Below are 17,433 nucleotides of genomic sequence, written 5' to 3' on the forward strand. Positions count from 1 at the left end.
CTGTTATATGAGTGCTACCAGCCACCTTGTCTTGCCATTGTTATATCTGATCTGTACCAACACATCATATTTCTATCTTCAAATTGCAACGCTTTTGGCTATATTTTCCTGAGAGAAATTTAAATGAAAGCCGTTTCAAAAGCTGCAATTACCCCCCTGGATAATCAAAAATACAGTCACCCTATTCCGAACCGTGATTACATTCTTGAAGTGCTGAAAAAGCACGACAGTCCTATGAATAGAATACAACTGGCAACATCACTGATGTTATCCGGTGAAGAAGAGCTGGAAGCTCTACGACGCCGCTTGCGGGCGATGGAACGTGACGGACAAGTCGCTTATCACCACCGTACAGGCTATAGCTTATTTAAAGATGGAGACCTAATTCACGGCCGCGTTTCTGGCCATCGTGAAGGATTTGGCTTTTTGGCTGTAGACGGAAATGACGACGATTTACTCCTAAGTAAACAAGACATGTTAAAGCTATTTGATGGTGATCTTGCGCAGGTTCGTATTGTAGGTAAAGATCATCGTGGTCGTGAGAAAGCATCACTTGTTAAAGTAATTGAACGCAATACACCCTACGTCGTTGGGCAACTAAGTGTCGAAAACGGTGGCTATTTCATTAAACCTGAAAACAACCGTATTGCACATGAGATTGATATTGATGAAGATCATTTACTGGGGGCTAAAGAAGGTCAGTATGTTGTTGTAACAATTACTGATTATCCATGTCATCAGTACAACGCATATGGAAAAGTCACTGAAGTACTGGGCGATGCCATGGCACCAGGAATGGAGATCGACATTGCGATACGGGAACACAGCATTCCTTTTTTATGGCCGGAAGATGTATTACAAGCAGCCAAGTCCTTGGGTACGTCAGTCACTGAATCCGACAAATCACACCGTGTTGACCTGAGAAAGCTCCCGTTTGTAACCATTGATGGTGAAGATGCTAAAGATTTTGATGATGCCGTCTATTGTGAGTCTCTGCCTAATGGTGGCTGGAAACTCTGGGTAGCCATTGCGGATGTCTCCCATTATGTCACTCCGAACAGCCCTCTGGATCAAGAAGCTGAAAAACGGGGAACCTCTGTATACTTTCCCGGGCATGTTGTGCCAATGCTACCCGAAGCGTTATCTAATGGGCTTTGTTCACTGAATCCACACGCTGACCGTCTGGTAATTGTTTGTGAAATGCAGATCAATCCGCAAGGGAATATGACCCGTTACGAATTTTCAGAAGCGGTCATTCATTCGCACGCCAGACTTACCTATAATCAGGTAAATGCATTGTTAACGGCGCCAAAGTCCCGGCTCGGGCGGCGCATGCATGACAAACACGCTTCTCTTGTACCGCATATTAGTGCTTTACATAAACTCTATGGAGCCTTGCAAAAAGCCAGTAATAAACGCGGTGCAATTGACTTTGATACGCAAGAAGTAAAATTTGAATTCAACGCCGAGCGTAAAATTAACAAAATACTTCCGGTAGAACGAAACGACGCGCATAAACTCATAGAAGAATGCATGCTATGTGCGAACGTTGCCACCGCGCGCTTTTTAGAAAAAGCACAATTACCTGCGCTATACCGTAATCACAACGGGCCACAAGAGAAGAAACTCAAAAGCTTGCGGACATTTCTTGGCAAAAAAGGCCTTAACCTGTCCGGTGGCGATAAACCCGCCCCTGCTCATTACGATCAGTTACTCAGCAGTATTAACGAACGTTCTGATGCCAGTGCAATTCAAGCGATGATGCTACGCTCACTTAGCCAGGCAGAATATAGCGCAGACAATGCCGGTCACTTCGGCTTAGCCTATTCGGCCTACGCGCACTTCACATCTCCTATTCGACGCTATCCCGATTTGTTAGTACACAGGGCGATACGCTCAGTCATTCGCAAACAAGAAAGCGGTGGAGTAATACGTCGTGCACTGAAGCTTGTAACCGGTACTAACACGGACTCTGTTCGACGTATTAAAAATGCCAAGACACTCGATCCGTCCAAAAGTTACCCTTACGATAAAGAAGACATGACGGCTTTGGCTTCAGCCTGCTCAGAACAATCCCGCCGCGCTGATAAAGCGAGCTGGGACGTTGATGCATGGCTCAAATGTGACTTCATGAAAGACTCTATCGGTTCTACATTTACAGGTAGCATTACCACAGTTACACAGTTTGGCTTATTCATCGAACTTGAGAATACAAAGATAGAAGGCCTGATCCATATCAGCACGCTCAAGCATGATTATTATCAGTTTGACGAAACTAAACAGTGCCTAAAAGGTGAACGCTCTAACACCAGCTACGCTATTGGAGATACCGTCGATATAACAGTCGCTCGTGTGGATATGGAACAAAGAAAGATCGAATTTCAAATGGTAGATATGCGGCCAAAATCAAACTCAAGAGCTTCAAGATCTTCAAGAAAACATTAAATAAGGTCTCTATGATCTAAATAGTGTCTCCGATAAGTGTTGGTGTTAACCAACCTGTCGCAGACACTTTTCGACACGTCTATTCGCCTGATTAATATATCCTCACGCGTTTTATTATTGGGTGACATTTCTGCGCGCCATTTCAGATAACACTGCACCCGCTAAAGGGTCTGCTATAATCCGACACTGATTATTTATAATCCAACTCCCCTGACAAAATTCAATAAAGTTTGTGACTGAGCTAGAAAGCAGCTCTTCAATATACTCAGGAGAGATTCTCCCAATTACCCAAAGCCGCCTCTACTTTAGGTTACTCCATGCTTTCAGCACTGCAAATCGCTACCAAGGTCACTCTGATAAGGTTCTCTATTTAGAAGCTATATCGAAGATCCCGTCGTCGATAGCAATGAATGAGAATCCTCAGTTCATCGGCCAGCACAGAATTGGGGGGCGCTGCTACTATAGAAAGTCTATAAAGAGTGGAAACAAGCTGAGATTTTCATCCACGCTAGCAAGCGGATACAGGAAATAAATCAATTCAATATATTCATTTACAAACTAATGCGTCCTTAGACTCATTATTTAAAAAAATGCATTTTTCATTGTGTTCAATAATGAAGTCAAATACTTCATTGCCTGGAATCGGCTTTGAATATAAATAGCCCTGGCCTATATCACATCCAATTTTCAACAATTCCTTTTCTATATACTCATTTTCAATGCCCTCAGCAATAGCCAGGCATCCTAATCGATTAGCTAATCTGACAGTAGCATCAGTGATAGCGTAGCTAGTCGGATTAACATCCATATCTTGTACAAATGACCTATCTATTTTCACAGCATGAACAGGTATATCTTTTAAATATGTGAGAGACCCCATACCTGTACCAAAATCATCTATAGAACACCTGATCCCCATATCTCGTAATTTATATAAAACTGTTGCAAGCTTCTTAATACAGACACTATTCGCTATCTCTGTTAACTCCACATCTAACATAGAAGGCTTTATAGCGCCATTAGAATGCAGTTTACTTATGTAATTTATAAAGGTTTCACCATCAAGATCATTAGGTGAAACATTAATTGCAACATTGATCTCAAGACCTAAACTATTCCATTCATTTATTTGAACCAAAGCCAAATCAACTATATGGCTACTAAAAAAATTTGCTATAGAGCTTTTTTCTACTAAATCTAAAAACTGATCTGGATAAATAATCCCTTTCTTAGGGTGTTTCCATCTTACTAATGCCTCAACACCACTAATAGCTTTTGTTCTTATATTTATTTTCGGTTGAAAATAAAGTACGAATTCATTATTTGATATCGCGTTTAATAAATCATTGTAAAGCTCACTTTTAAAAAGCATTTCTTCACTATTCTTATCGTCATAAGTAAAAACTTTAGATCTCGTCTTTTGTGCTATCTCAAGCGCATAAGCAGCATTCCCTAAAACATCATTGGGAGTAAAATCATTTGAATCAAAGTATTTTTCACCAATACTAAAAACTGGAGAAAATTTCACTCCAGCCGCATCAAGACACGATTTAGATAATAAAAAAATATTTTCCTTTAACTTATCCAATTTATTATCATGAGTATTAACTAATAAAAAGAATGTATTATGGTTATAAACACCTAAAAGACCATCACCAGAAAAAGCACCTATAGAAAGAGAAACCTTTTTCATTATAAGATCGCGTAATTCAATACCATGTAAAAATTGAAATTCATTAATATTATCTATAGATATGAAAGCCAAATAATATCTCATATCATCAATATCTGTGATCTTATAGAGCTTATCAATAAGAGCTTTCTCATTCAAAAGGCCTGTCACTCTATCGTTAAAGACATGAATCTTTAATGACTGATGATACTTACCGATAAATTTCGATAGAATGACTGCTATTCCGAAAGAAAACCAAGATGCTAACCAGACTACCACTACAGCAGATGTCAGCATTCTGGGTATGACATAATCTTTTGCCGCAGAAATAAGATTATGCTTTTGAATTATTAACACATCACCATATTTTTTACTTTGATGGATCATCCAATTAAATTCTTCGCCACCACACTCAACCAAACAAAATTCACCATCACACATGGAAGAGTGATCATGCGATTCCGTTTTATTACTAGAATGATGCTTGGTACTCTCTACATCAATTAAAGAAATTATATCGTTTATCTTATCTAGCCCAATACCCTCAACTGATTGAATTATATTGCCATTATTTTTCACTATGACAGCTGATTCATTCGTAGTATGAAGGTGGTCCACTATTGAATGTAATAACTCATTATTGTCATTAGAGGATGAATCAAGTACTTCAATAACATGTTCTGCGTTTTCGTGAAGTTGCGAGCCCTCAACCCGATGCCCAAAATCAATAGCTGAGTCATACCCTTCGATCACAAATAGTAAGCTAATTATTGATGTTATAAATAAACATCCGAAAAAAATTCTTCGGCGAAGTGACTTTTCTGATAATTTGTCGTCATATGATTTATTTACACCATTAACAAAACTCATTCATCACCTTTAGTTGACACTTCAAAAATAGAGTACATAAAGCACCAACACATTAAACTTGAAACGATATTTATAACGCCAAATATTAAACAAAAATAACTTAATACCGTTCCTGGAATTACATCTAAAAATGGCCAACTAATCATTATCAATATAGCACCAAAAAAAACCCTCAGTGTTCTATCCAGCATACCCATGTTTCTAATCATAGAGTCTCCTCATAAAACAATATTAAATTATATAAAAAATAACTCATTACAAATGGATTCTAAATGGGGCTCATTACTAGTAAAACAAACTGTATGCTACATATACTTTTTTGTAGAACTTATATCTACCATAATAAAAATTTTATTTTTAATATTCCATTTAATTTCAAATATAAAGCTAGCAGTTAATAGAGTACATTCATCAATTAATAAGCAGGCAAAATTAATCACTTTTCCACGGCTTACTTATTTATAGTTTCTCATACACAACATTGCAATTTTTCACACACTGTTTTAGTCATTATCTCCCCAATCTCTGATAACCAATTACCACCTCTCATTTTGAGGTATGCAATGGAAGCGAATTAGCTGAAGTAAACTAGCCTTACTATCATAGTGTTAAGCTAGCTTTTCACTGAAAACGCCCCTAAGAACAAGGATTACTTTCTATACAAGGATGCAGCCAATAGCATAAATGCGAGGCTTTGCATGAAAATACTTCTTAAAAAAATAAATATTAGAACCCAGATATTCGGCAACGCAGCACTACTTCTAAGCTTTATTATTATCTGTTCTACCTATTCGATCCTAACAATGAAAAACATAGGAAATGAACTGACCAGCATTGCTCACCTTGATATTCCACTCACTGAAAAATTCACCAAAATCAGTACTCACCAACTCAAACAGGCGCTCATGTTTGAACGTGCAATTCGACAAGGTGAACAAATAGAAAAAGGACATGAACAACTCATAAGCGAGCAGGAACAGACAATTCAAGATTTTAATTCGCTAAGTAAACTTATTAACCCAGAGATAAGTAGCGCTATAGCCCTTACTAAAGAGGCTCTTCAGAAAAGCCAAAGCAAACCTGAAAAGGACGAATTCTCCAAAATCATTCAAATGTCTGAAGCCATTAATACCCATTACCAACAGTTTCAATCTCAGGCATCGATAGCCCTTTCACTTCTCCAACAACACCGCATACAGGAAGTTGAAAAACTTATACCCGATATCACGCATCAGGAAGATATGCTCAGCAAAGAACTGGAAACAGTAGTGGACGAAATAAGCACATTTACTGAGCACGCAGCAAAAAAAGCCCTCGCTCACGAGCAACAAGCCTTGTACATACTTTTATCTATCACACTGTTTTCAATCGCACTGGGAGGAATAATTTCATTTTTGATCACTCAAACCATCTGGCAACTAATAGGTAATGAACCCAAATTACTAAATGTCATTGCACGTAAAATTGCTGAAGGTGACCTGAGAGCTAAAACTAACTCAAATAAAACATCCGGCGTGTATAAATCCATCAACATGATGCTGACAAATTTAAAGCAGCTCATTAACAGCATCCAGAGCAGCGGTAATCATTTATCTTCATCATCACAGGAGCTCGCTACGATTACAGAACAAACTAACCAAAACCTCCTGTCGCAACAGGAAAATACCGAACAAGTTGCCACTGCCATTACTGAAATGAGTGCCGCGGTTGAGGAAATTGCTCACAACACAACTCAGGCATCTGATACCGCTATCGAAGCGAAGCAGCAAACCAATGAAAGTAGCCAGTTAGTCGATAAAACTGTTACCGGTGTCCACCAGCTTTCACAACAACTCACGGAAACAATGGCTGTTATTGGTGCATTGGAAAACGACGCTATTGAGATCAACGGCATACTCGATGTCATCAAAAATATAGCCGACCAAACCAACCTACTGGCCTTGAATGCCGCAATAGAAGCAGCACGTGCCGGTGATCAAGGTCGTGGCTTCTCGGTAGTTGCCGACGAAGTACGTTCACTGGCTCAAAACACCCAGAATTCTGCTGCCGAAATCGAACACATGATCAATCGATTACAGAAAAGTGCGAACGCCTCGGTAGAGTCGATGCGTCATGGATCGGAACAAGCCAACCAGGTACTGGCCAACTCAGAACAAGTATCGGAATCGCTACAACAGGTTCAGCACGCGGTCTCAAGTATTTCGGATATGAACGCTCAGGTTGCCACTGCCGCAGAAGAGCAGCGCGCAGTAGTAAACGAGATAAATAAAAACATACTCGAAATAAATAACATGGCCCAAGAAAATGGCGAGGGCTCGAAGCTACTAAATTCCACAAGTAATAATCTGGCACAACTCGCTATAGAACTGGAACAGAAGATAAAACAATTCAAGCTAACAGCATGACCCCTGTAAAATAGGAATCCTTTCCTTATGACCAAAGGGATCAAAGCCGCACGACAGAGAAGGTACTCAATAATTATTGGATATCTTCTTTTCTCTCTCCTTTTCAGATAACACTCGCGCCCATTAATTGGTCTGTTATAATCCGGCACTGATTATTTATACAGCAAATTCTGCATCAGCATAGACCCGGGCGCTTATGGACGTATCACACCTGCTTGATTCACTTAACGAAGCTCAGCGCGACGCAGTTTCTGCGCCGCTTGGTAACCTGCTGGTCCTGGCCGGCGCGGGCTCAGGTAAAACCCGGGTACTGGTACACCGTATTGCCTGGCTGATTCAGACCGAAGGTTTGTCGCCTTATTCTATTATGGCGGTAACCTTTACCAACAAAGCTGCGAAAGAAATGCGTGGCCGGATTGAAGAGCTACTCGGACTGAACCCCAGTGGTATGTGGGTAGGTACATTCCACGGTCTCGCGCACCGTATTTTACGGGCACACTGGCGTGATGCAGGCTTAACTGAAAACTTCCAGATAATGGATTCGGACGATCAGCTCCGGCTGGTAAAACGCCTCAGTAAAGAAATGAATCTGGATGACAGCCGCTGGCCGGCCAAACAGTTTCAGTGGTACATCAACGCTCAGAAAGATGACGGCCTGCGCGCCGCACACATTGACCCGGGCGGCGACCCTTACGCTCAAATGATGGTAACCATGTACGGCGCTTACGAAGAAGCCTGTGAACGTGGTGGTATGGTCGATTTTGGCGAACTGATCTTACGCTCCCTGGAACTGCTGCGTGATCGTAACCCTTCCCTGCTGAACCATTATCAGGAACGCTTCCGGTATATTCTGGTCGACGAATTTCAGGATACCAACACGATTCAGTACGCCTGGCTGAAACTGCTATGCAGTGAAATGGATCCGCGTAAGCCTCAGCCTGAAAAACTAATGGCCGTTGGTGATGACGACCAGTCTATCTACGGCTGGCGTGGCGCTAAGATTGAAAACATTCAGCGCTTTAAAGACGACTACAACGACACGACTGTTGTGCGTCTGGAGCAAAACTACCGTTCTACCCGTAACATCCTCAGCGCGGCAAACGCTGTCATTGTTAACAACCAGGGGCGCTTAGGTAAAGAGCTCTGGACGGAAGGTACTGATGGCGAGCCCATCTCAGTGTATGCGGCATTTAACGAGCAGGATGAATCCCGTTTTATCGTCGACCAGATAGAAAGCTGGGTACGCGACGGCAATATGCGCAGCGAGTCAGCGATTTTATACCGCTCCAATGCCCAGTCCCGGGTACTTGAGGAAGCCCTCATCCGTGCGGGAATGCCTTACCGGATTTATGGTGGCCAGCGCTTCTACGACCGTCTCGAAATTAAAAACGCGCTCGCTTATATGCGTTTACTCAGCAACCGCGAAGATGATACTGCCATGGAACGCGTTATAAACGTTCCTACCCGCGGTATTGGCGGAAAAACAATCGAAGAAGTGCGCTTGCATGCCCGTACTGAAGGCGTATCCATGTGGCGCGCTGCTAACGAAGTGGTTGAGTTAAACAAGCTATCTGCCCGCGCTGCAAACGCCCTGCAAACCTTTATTGATCTGATCAACGAACTCGACCAGAACACCCAGCAGACAGAACTGTATGAACAGACTGAGCACGTCGTACAGTGCTCAGGCCTGATTGAGCATCACCTGAAAGAAAAAGGCGATAAAGCCCAGGCTCGGGTAGAAAACCTTGAAGAATTAGTCAGTGCGGCACGTCAGTACCTTTCCACCTGGGAGCCGGATAAAGAAGAGAACACCAATACTACGCCCCTGGCGGCCTTTCTTGATCAAGCTGCTCTGGATGCCGGTGACACTCAGGCCGATGAACATCAGGACAGCGTGCAATTAATGACACTGCACTCAGCTAAAGGTCTGGAATTTCCATTGGTGTTTCTGGCCGGTATGGAAGAAGGTCTGTTCCCGCATAATATGTCGATTGAAGAACCAGGCCGCCTGGAAGAAGAACGACGCCTTTGCTATGTCGGCATTACCCGCGCAATGCAACAGCTGTATCTGACCTATGCAGAATCCCGTCGCCTGCATGGCAATGAAACCTTTAACCGGCCATCACGCTTTATTCGCGAAATTCCAGAAGAGTTTCTGCAGGAAGTACGCCTGAATGCCAGTATTCGTCGCCCGGTTACCGCGCAACGTACACCTCAGCAAACGGCTTATTCGCAGGCACAACCGGATCAGGACATCCCCGCTATTGTGCTGGGTCAGCGTGTATCCCATCCAATTTTTGGTGATGGTATCGTCGTTAACTATGAAGGCCAGGGACCAAAAGCCCGGGTCCAGATTAACTTTGATTACGAAGGCAATAAATGGCTGGTTGTCGGTTACGCAAACCTCCAGCCACTCTAAGCTAACAATCCCAGCCGGCAATTCTGCCGGCTTTTTTATACATAGATTCCCTTATTCGCCATTAGTCGTAGTTTTTTTGTCTTTTCCCCTTTATTTTTTGTGGGTAATCAGGCAAAAAGGTATTAACTGAAACTGAATACTGGCAAAGGGAACATGGCCTCTTTCTTTCGTGGCTCCATATATGCAGCAACAGCAATGACCGGGTTACTCTGGTCAGCACTGCTGTGTATCTACAGCATGCTGATATGCCCTTTCCTGGCGGGCATGCAGGCGCCGGTATTATTCTGCCTCTATACCACCAGTATCGCCGCCGCCCTTTGCATTCAACCTGCCATTCATCAAGCTATTACCAACAGAACACGCCAATACTCTTCTACCATCCGATTCGGTCTCCAGCTGTTTTCATGGATAACGCTGGGGGCTGGCCTAGCTTTGTTTAACTATCTGGCATTCGATCTGCCATCCGGCAGTGGTGAAAAAGTAATACTAGGATTTGGCTTTTTAGGCGTCTACAGCAGCATCAGCCATTTACTGAAGCAACCGCTACCTCCCCTTAAACCAAAGCAGCTTCAGCGATACCGCAACCTGCTAGTCAGCGGGATATATTGCTTACCGGTTATCCTTGCCGGCATTACTATCTGGATTATCGCTACCCAACTGTCAGTAAACTGGTCAGGCCATCAACTGCCTGCGCGCTCCCTGGAGCAGATTATGCTGAACAGCGTGCTATTTATGTTACTGATAGCCCTTCTTATCAGTCAGAGCCTGTTCCAACTCGGTTTCAGTATGCTCAATACCCAAGCCCAACAATGGCTGGCAAACATAGATCAGCGCTCTCATCAGCTAAATCCCGCACATAATTGTGAGTTTAAATGTATCAGGCAACCCAAAGTCCAGATCCTCAACAATCCGGCATATCAGCAAAAAATCATCCACCGTTTAAGAACTCTCAAATATCAGGACCCGGTTACAGGCACACATAACACACGCTTTGTTAAAGACTTTCTGCATAGCCGCTGGCAGAAAGAACCAACCCTGCAGCTACCCTTTTTATTGATTCAGATCAAAGCAACGCACTCCATAGACAAGCTAAGCTGTCGTTGCGATTCAGATGAACTGCAATCAGAAGTAGCGCGGCGTATTCATCAGTTTTTAATGCCTGAGGATATTCTGGCCCGGCTCGATAACAATTGCTTTGCCGTTATACCCGCGAATCCCGACTTGCTGGTGGAGCGCACTATCACTCAGCATCTGAATCAGAACCTGCAAAAGGAACCACTGCTGCATTACAGCCATTCAGGTTACATTCAGTGTAAAATCAGTAGGGAAAACTTCCTTTCTAGTGCCACTTCAAGCAAGTTTTTATACGCCATTCCAGGCTAAATCAGCACTCTGATCCCCATTTTATGTACTTTTCTTATTCGTTTTAATTTTTAGCTAAGACCCTTATTTTACAAGCAACAAAAATCAATCAACCGTTTAAGTAGACTTAAAAAAGCCACATTTCGAACATAATCCCCACCACCTTCTGTAGCACGAGGGTTCCATTCTGCTGAATTCCAGGTGTAAGGTTGTCTGGCTGTTTCAAACAAGTTCCCCCGGCGAATAATCCAAGGAGTATATTCGTGTTAACTTCCTTACGTATATCATCGCGAATTTATCTTTTCGCCGCCCTTCAGCTGCTTTTACTGCTACTTATTGGCGGTATTTCCCTAACTCAAATGCAAAAAATTGGTGTCGAATTAATCGATATCGCAGAAGTAGACATTCCGATTACTAACGGACTCACCCACATTACTGAAATTCAGCTAGAACAGGCTATTATGTTTGAACGTTCGCTGGCCTTCGGTCTTGCAGTCGAAAGCGGTCTTGGCCAAAAAGCATCACTGCAAAAATCTGTAGCTAAGTTCACTCAACTAGCCAATAAAGCTGAAAAAGAGTTTCTTGAACTGGAGCACATGATTCAGGATGCAATCCAAAAAGCGCATTCTAAAGAAGCACAACAAAAATTCTCTGCTCTGCTAACTTCTCTGAAAAAGGTTGATGCTGAGCATCTTCAGTATAATCAGGAAGCCAAAAAAATTCTTAAACAAATGTCCAACGGTAATTCGGCTGAAGCTTTTAGCAAAGCTGAGGGTATTATCACACTGGAAGAAAACATCGACCATGCGTTAATCCGCATGCTAAATGATGTACAAGAGTTTACGCTTAAATCCGCACTGAAAGCAGAGCATGATGAGATTGCCGGACAGCAACTCATCACAGCTGTTTTTGCGATCAGCATAATCCTGGCCATTATTTTGTCAGTGATAGTTGCCCGCTCGATTACCAGCCCAATTAATAATATGCGTGATCGTCTGCAAGATCTTGCTAGCGCGGATGCCGACCTGACCGTTAAACTGCCAATAAATAAAACAGAAACAGGTGAAGCTGCCGAAGCATTTAATACGCTCATGGAAAAGCTGCGCGGTATGATCATTAGTATCTCCGACACCTCTAACGAACTATGTGAGCACTCCCGCGCCAACATTGAAGTCATGGCTAATGCTCAGAACAGCATTGAATCACAGCAGCAACAAACCGTAATGGTTGCAGCCGCCGCTGAAGAAATGTCCGCATCCATACAAGAAGTATCCGGCAGTACTAACCGCGCCGCCGAGCTGGGAGACGTGATCAAAGATAAAGTGGCTTCCGGCATGACTGTCGCTCAGGAAAGCCAGGATATTATTCAGCGCCTGAGCGAAAATGTTGCAACTGCTGCTACTGACATTGAATCTCTGGCAACAGAAACAGATAAAATTGGCGAAGTTCTCGGCAGCATCCGCGGTATTGCAGAACAAACTAACTTGCTAGCACTGAACGCCGCAATTGAAGCAGCACGTGCAGGAGAATCCGGACGTGGATTTGCAGTAGTAGCTGACGAAGTACGGGCACTGGCACAGCGTACCCAAACTTCAACACAGGATATTCAGTCTTTACTGGAACGGCTGCAGCAAGAAGTCTCTCACGCTGTTAGTACTATGCAAATCGGTCAGGAAAATGCTGATATTTGTATCAATAAAGCAACAGAAACCGCAGACGCTCTTAACGAAGCAACGTCAGCGGTTCTTGAAATTGCAGCGCTGAACACACAAATTGCATCTGCAACCGATGAGCAAACTATCGTTGTTCAAGAGGTAAACCAAAATCTGAACAGCATTTCTGACGCAGCAGCAGAAACCGCTGATGGTGCAAGAATGACCACTAAAGCCAGCCAGGAAATCACTGAAGAGTTAATAGAGCTACACAGCTTTGTAAACCAGCTGAAAACCTGAGCATTTTTCTCCGCACAAAAAAAGGGCTTCATTACGAAGCCCTTTTTTTATATCTGTAATAACGCTTACTGACGCCCGAAGTCCAGCGCCCGGATATGGCCATGACCGTCGATCGCGACCTGTACGCATTCAGTTTCGCTCACTTTACGCATCTCACGGGTGTCCGGGGAAACGCCCCACACTTCGACCTTAATACGTAACGAGCTGGTGCCCTGCTCAAGCACCTGAGTGTAGAACCCAAGCACAGTGCCCTGTAATACCGGGGCCATGAAAGACATCGCACCGATAGATACCGTAGCCATTCGCCCTTCTGCCGCTTCTGCGGCACGAATCTCTGACGCTAATACCGCTTTAGAAGCAACCCAGCCGCCATAGATATCACCAAACATATTGGTCGCAGTGGCATCTGCCGGACAGCGAAGGCTTAACTCACCTTCAGGTTTAAGCACCTGGTCTTCTGCTGTAATCATGAACTAAATCCGCACTCAAAATTGATGTTATATTGGCCGCTATTCTACCAACCAAGCCTGCCGCGTCCAGTCACCTGAACGATAAATTATTCACTCCTGGTTGCACCCCGTCATCCTGACAGGCAATCTTCAACGGCCCTCTATTAAGCATATACCTAATAAGCCAGCTTGCTGCATATGAAGCGATATGAATATGTAACACACTGAACAATTTTCATACAGCTTATAACCGGATAAAAAGATTACAGGCTGTCATATTAGTGTCACACAGCCCATCTATAGTGCCCATCATCGAAATACAAATCAGCCACTCTGGCTTAAACGAATAAGACTCACACTCTTTTATGGAGCTAGTTATGAAACCAATGAAAAAGCTTTTTGCTGCCGTTGCAATGACCGCTACTTGCATGACTGCCAGTGCAAGTGACCTGCTTGATCCAAACCTGCCAACTTACACCAAAGCATCTGGTGTATCCGGCAACCTGTCCAGCGTTGGTTCTGACACTCTGGCAAACCTCATGACACTGTGGGCTGAAGAGTTCAAACGTAGCTACCCGAACGTTAACGTTCAGATTCAGGCGGCAGGTTCTTCTACTGCGCCACCAGCTCTGACTGAAGGTACTTCTAACCTGGGGCCAATGAGCCGTAAGATGAAGGACAAGGAACTGGAAGCTTTCGAAAAGAAATTCGGTTACAAGCCTACTCCTGTTGCAGTTGCTATCGATGCACTGGCTGTTTATGTACACAAAGACAATAATGTTACTGGCCTGACTATCCCACAGGTTGACGCTATCTTCTCTGCTACCCGTAAATGCGGCCTGCCAAGCGAAGTAAACAACTGGGGTGATGCCGGTGTTACTGGTTCATTGTCCGGTCAGGGTTTCCAAATCTTCGGTCGTAACTCTGTATCCGGTACTTACGGTTACTTCAAAAAGAAAGCACTGTGTAAAGGTGATTTCCGTAACAACGTGAACGAGCAGCCTGGTTCTGCGTCAGTTGTTCAGTCTGTTTCTACTTCCCTGAACAGCATCGGTTACTCCGGTATCGGTTACAAGACTTCTTCTGTACGTGCACTGCCACTGGCGAAGAAAGACGGTCAGCCATTCGTTGAAGCCACGCCTGAAAGCGCTCTGAACGGCACTTACCCTCTGGCCCGTGCACTGTACGTTTACATCAACAAGAAGCCTGGTCAGGCTCTGCCACCAATGGAGCGTGAATTCCTGAAGATGGTAATGTCACGTGTAGGCCAGGAAGTTGTTGTTAAAGACGGTTACATCCCTCTGCCAGCTAAAATGGTTGAGAAGCAGATGAAGAGCCTGGGCCTGAACTAAGCCCTTACAACTTCAGACCTAGAGGTCTGACTGATAAAAAAGGAGTCTTATGACTCCTTTTTTTGTCTCTGAAGGTCCAGAAAAATATGCCGATAAGATGAAACTTATTCGTTAGATTTTATATGTAACAGCTTTATGACAGCTCTGTAACATTACTGTAATAGAGCTGGTATATCTTAGCCGCCATTAATTCCGATAGTGCTGATAGAACCATGACTACAGATAATAGTTCTGCGATTCCAGACCTTGATTTCAATACGGCCTCTGCCAAGCGCAGCCGTAAATTTCGTGCGCTCAAAGACAAGCTGGCTTCCAGCCTGATTGGCTTTGGCGGCGTCAGTGTAATCATTGCCATTCTGCTGATCTTCTTTTACCTGCTGTATGAAGTACAGCCTCTGTTCAACTCTGCCAAGATCCACCAATGGCAGGACAATGAACAGGTAATAGAAGCTTACCCTGCCCCCGGTGAAGGTGAGACTCTCTACCTGACCATGGAAGAACAGGCTGAGATAGGCTTGCGGGTAACCGATCTGGGTCAGCTAAACTTCTTTGACAGCCGTACCGGCACAATGATGGAACAGGTTCAGGCAGATATTCCTGCCGACACCAGCGTTACCAGCTTTGCACTGGCGTCAGAAAGCAGCCGAATGTTTGCGTTGGGCCTGAGCAACGGTCAGGCACTGGTCTTCAAGCACGAGTACAGATCTGACTATCCGGACGGTAAGCGGGTTATTACGCCTTCTATCAGCTACCCACTGGGCGAAGCACCCATCGATGTTGCTGATGTCTCTCTGGACTTACTGGCAATTAACGGTGAAGAAAGCGACTTTCTGATCGTTGGCGGCGAGAAAAACAACCTGAATGCGGCAGCACTTTCGCTTTCAGAAAGCCTGTTCGGCGACGATGTTGAAATTGAAGTCAGCAGCCAGCACTTACCAGAACTGAATATCGACGCCACTAAAGTCCTGCTGATGCCGGATCGCCGCTGGATCCTGATTGCCGGTAACAATGGCAAAGTAGCCGTCCTGGACTTACAGAACAGCGAAGGGCCTGCAGTCAGCCAGCTGCTGGACGCTACCGACGGTAACATCACTACTTTTGATTTACTGCTGGGCGGTAACGCACTGCTGCTGGGCAACGACCTGGGTACTATCTCTCAGTGGTTCCTGGTACGTGACGACCAGAACCTGTGGCAGCTGACCAAAATCCGCGAATTTGAAGGTGCCGATGCTCCGCTGACTGACCTGACGACAGAACACCGTCGTAAAGGTTTCGCGACAATAGATACCGACAATACGCTGCGCATCTACAACTCTACTGCACACCGCACAGCCCTGTCGGAGAAACTGTCTGACACGCCAATCGACATGATTGCATTTGCGCCGCGGGCTAACGCGTTGCTGACAGAGCAGAACAAAACCCTGACGCTATACAAAGTTGAAAACGAGCACCCGGATGTTTCCTGGAGCGCGCTATGGGAAGAAGTTTGGTACGAAGGCTACGACGAAGCTAAGTACATCTGGCAGTCATCTGCTGCCAACAACGACTTCGAACCAAAATATAGCCTGATGCCTCTGGCATTCGGAACGCTGAAAGCAGCCTTCTATGCAATGCTGCTGGCAACGCCACTGGCTATCTGTGGTGCTATCTATACCGCTTACTTCATGGTGCCGTCACTGCGCCGTAAGGTGAAGCCGTTTATCGAATTGATGGAAGCACTGCCGACTGTAATTCTGGGCTTTCTTGCTGGTCTTTGGCTGGCGCCATTTATGGAAGATAACCTGCCGGGAATTTTCACTTGCCTGTTGTTAGTGCCCTTGGTAGTCGTTGCTTTCGGTTTCACCTGGGCGCAACTGCCACAAAAAATTCGCTTCATGATTCCGGACGGCTGGGACGCACTGTTACTGATCCCGGTGATTATTCTCACCACTCTGTTTGGCCTGTCCATCAGTACCGGTGTGGAAAGCCTGCTGTTCGGTGGCGACATGCGTACCTGGATCACTGATGACCTTGGCATCAGCTACGACCAGCGTAATGCTCTGGTTGTCGGTATCGCGATGGGGTTTGCGGTTATCCCAACAATATTCTCGATCACCGAAGATGCCATATTCGCTGTCCCTAAGCACCTGAGCTTCGGTTCACTGGCACTGGGTGCCTCACCATGGCAGACCCTGACCCGTGTCGTACTGCCAACAGCCAGCCCGGGTATCTTTTCGGCGGTAATGATAGGTATGGGCCGTGCAGTCGGTGAAACCATGATCGTATTGATGGCGACCGGTAATACGCCAATCATGGATATGAACATCTTTGAAGGTATGCGTACCCTGGCGGCTAACATCGCTGTGGAAATGCCGGAATCTGAAGTAGGTAGCTCTCACTACCGAATTCTGTTCCTGGCGGCCTTTGTACTCTTCCTGTTTACCTTTGCTGTAAACACCCTTGCAGAGCTGGTCCGCCAGAGTTTGCGTAAAAAATACGGTTCACTGTAACCCGAGTGTGACTGAGGA

General features: G+C 44.6%; 10 protein-coding genes. 7 read left to right on the top strand and 3 right to left on the bottom strand.

Translation table 11 applies throughout. The features are described 5' to 3' along the window. Positions 1 to 123 precede the first annotated feature (123 nt). Entirely contained in the window at positions 124 to 2,445 is a 2,322-nt protein-coding gene (gene rnr, locus OCU49_RS23005; protein WP_261842848.1) for a ribonuclease R, read from the top strand. Positions 2,446 to 2,992: 547 nt separating this feature from the next. Here the strand turns inward: rnr and OCU49_RS23010 are convergent. Both OCU49_RS23010 and OCU49_RS23015 read right to left on the bottom strand, forming a co-directional pair. Then, positions 2,993 to 4,987: an EAL domain-containing protein gene (locus OCU49_RS23010; protein WP_261842849.1), complete on the bottom strand. Its 1,995-nt coding sequence runs from the start codon at positions 4,985 to 4,987 to the stop codon at positions 2,993 to 2,995. Next, the gene (locus OCU49_RS23015) at positions 4,984 to 5,196 is read right to left on the bottom strand and encodes a YgaP family membrane protein (protein ID WP_261842850.1); all 213 of its coding nucleotides are present in this window, start codon (positions 5,194 to 5,196) and stop codon (positions 4,984 to 4,986) included. Before OCU49_RS23015 ends, OCU49_RS23010 begins: the two co-directional genes overlap by 4 nt. A 489-nt stretch (positions 5,197 to 5,685) precedes the next feature. On the opposite strand from OCU49_RS23015, the gene OCU49_RS23020 reads away from it, so the two are divergent. From OCU49_RS23020 to OCU49_RS23035, 4 genes are all read left to right on the top strand, one after another. Then, positions 5,686 to 7,392: a methyl-accepting chemotaxis protein gene (locus OCU49_RS23020; protein WP_261842851.1), complete on the top strand. Its 1,707-nt coding sequence runs from the start codon at positions 5,686 to 5,688 to the stop codon at positions 7,390 to 7,392. 196 nt (positions 7,393 to 7,588) lie between these two features. Then, entirely contained in the window at positions 7,589 to 9,811 is a 2,223-nt protein-coding gene (gene uvrD, locus OCU49_RS23025; protein WP_261842852.1) for a DNA helicase II, read from the top strand. Between the two features lie 153 nt (positions 9,812 to 9,964). Beyond that, a complete protein-coding gene (locus OCU49_RS23030; protein WP_261842853.1) occupies positions 9,965 to 11,194 on the top strand; it encodes a diguanylate cyclase domain-containing protein in 1,230 nt (409 codons plus the stop codon). A gap of 242 nt (positions 11,195 to 11,436) precedes the next feature. Beyond that, positions 11,437 to 13,125, top strand: a complete 1,689-nt coding sequence (locus OCU49_RS23035) for a methyl-accepting chemotaxis protein (protein WP_261842854.1) — start codon at positions 11,437 to 11,439, stop codon at positions 13,123 to 13,125. Positions 13,126 to 13,190: 65 nt separating this feature from the next. Here OCU49_RS23035 and OCU49_RS23040 read toward each other — a convergent pair whose 3' ends face one another. Further along, positions 13,191 to 13,595, bottom strand: a complete 405-nt coding sequence (locus tag OCU49_RS23040; protein WP_261842855.1) for an acyl-CoA thioesterase — start codon at positions 13,593 to 13,595, stop codon at positions 13,191 to 13,193. A 356-nt stretch (positions 13,596 to 13,951) separates the two neighbouring features. Between OCU49_RS23040 and OCU49_RS23045 the strand changes: the two genes are divergently transcribed. After that, positions 13,952 to 14,926: a PstS family phosphate ABC transporter substrate-binding protein gene (locus OCU49_RS23045; RefSeq protein WP_261842856.1), complete on the top strand. Its 975-nt coding sequence runs from the start codon at positions 13,952 to 13,954 to the stop codon at positions 14,924 to 14,926. Between the two features lie 212 nt (positions 14,927 to 15,138). Beyond that, positions 15,139 to 17,415, top strand: coding sequence for an ABC transporter permease subunit (locus OCU49_RS23050; RefSeq protein WP_261842857.1), 2,277 nt, complete (start codon positions 15,139 to 15,141; stop codon positions 17,413 to 17,415). The last annotated feature ends 18 nt before the right edge of the window (positions 17,416 to 17,433 follow it).

The sequence above is a fragment of the Aliamphritea ceti genome (genome assembly GCF_024347215.1).
GTDB lineage: Bacteria > Pseudomonadota > Gammaproteobacteria > Pseudomonadales > Balneatricaceae > Amphritea > Amphritea ceti.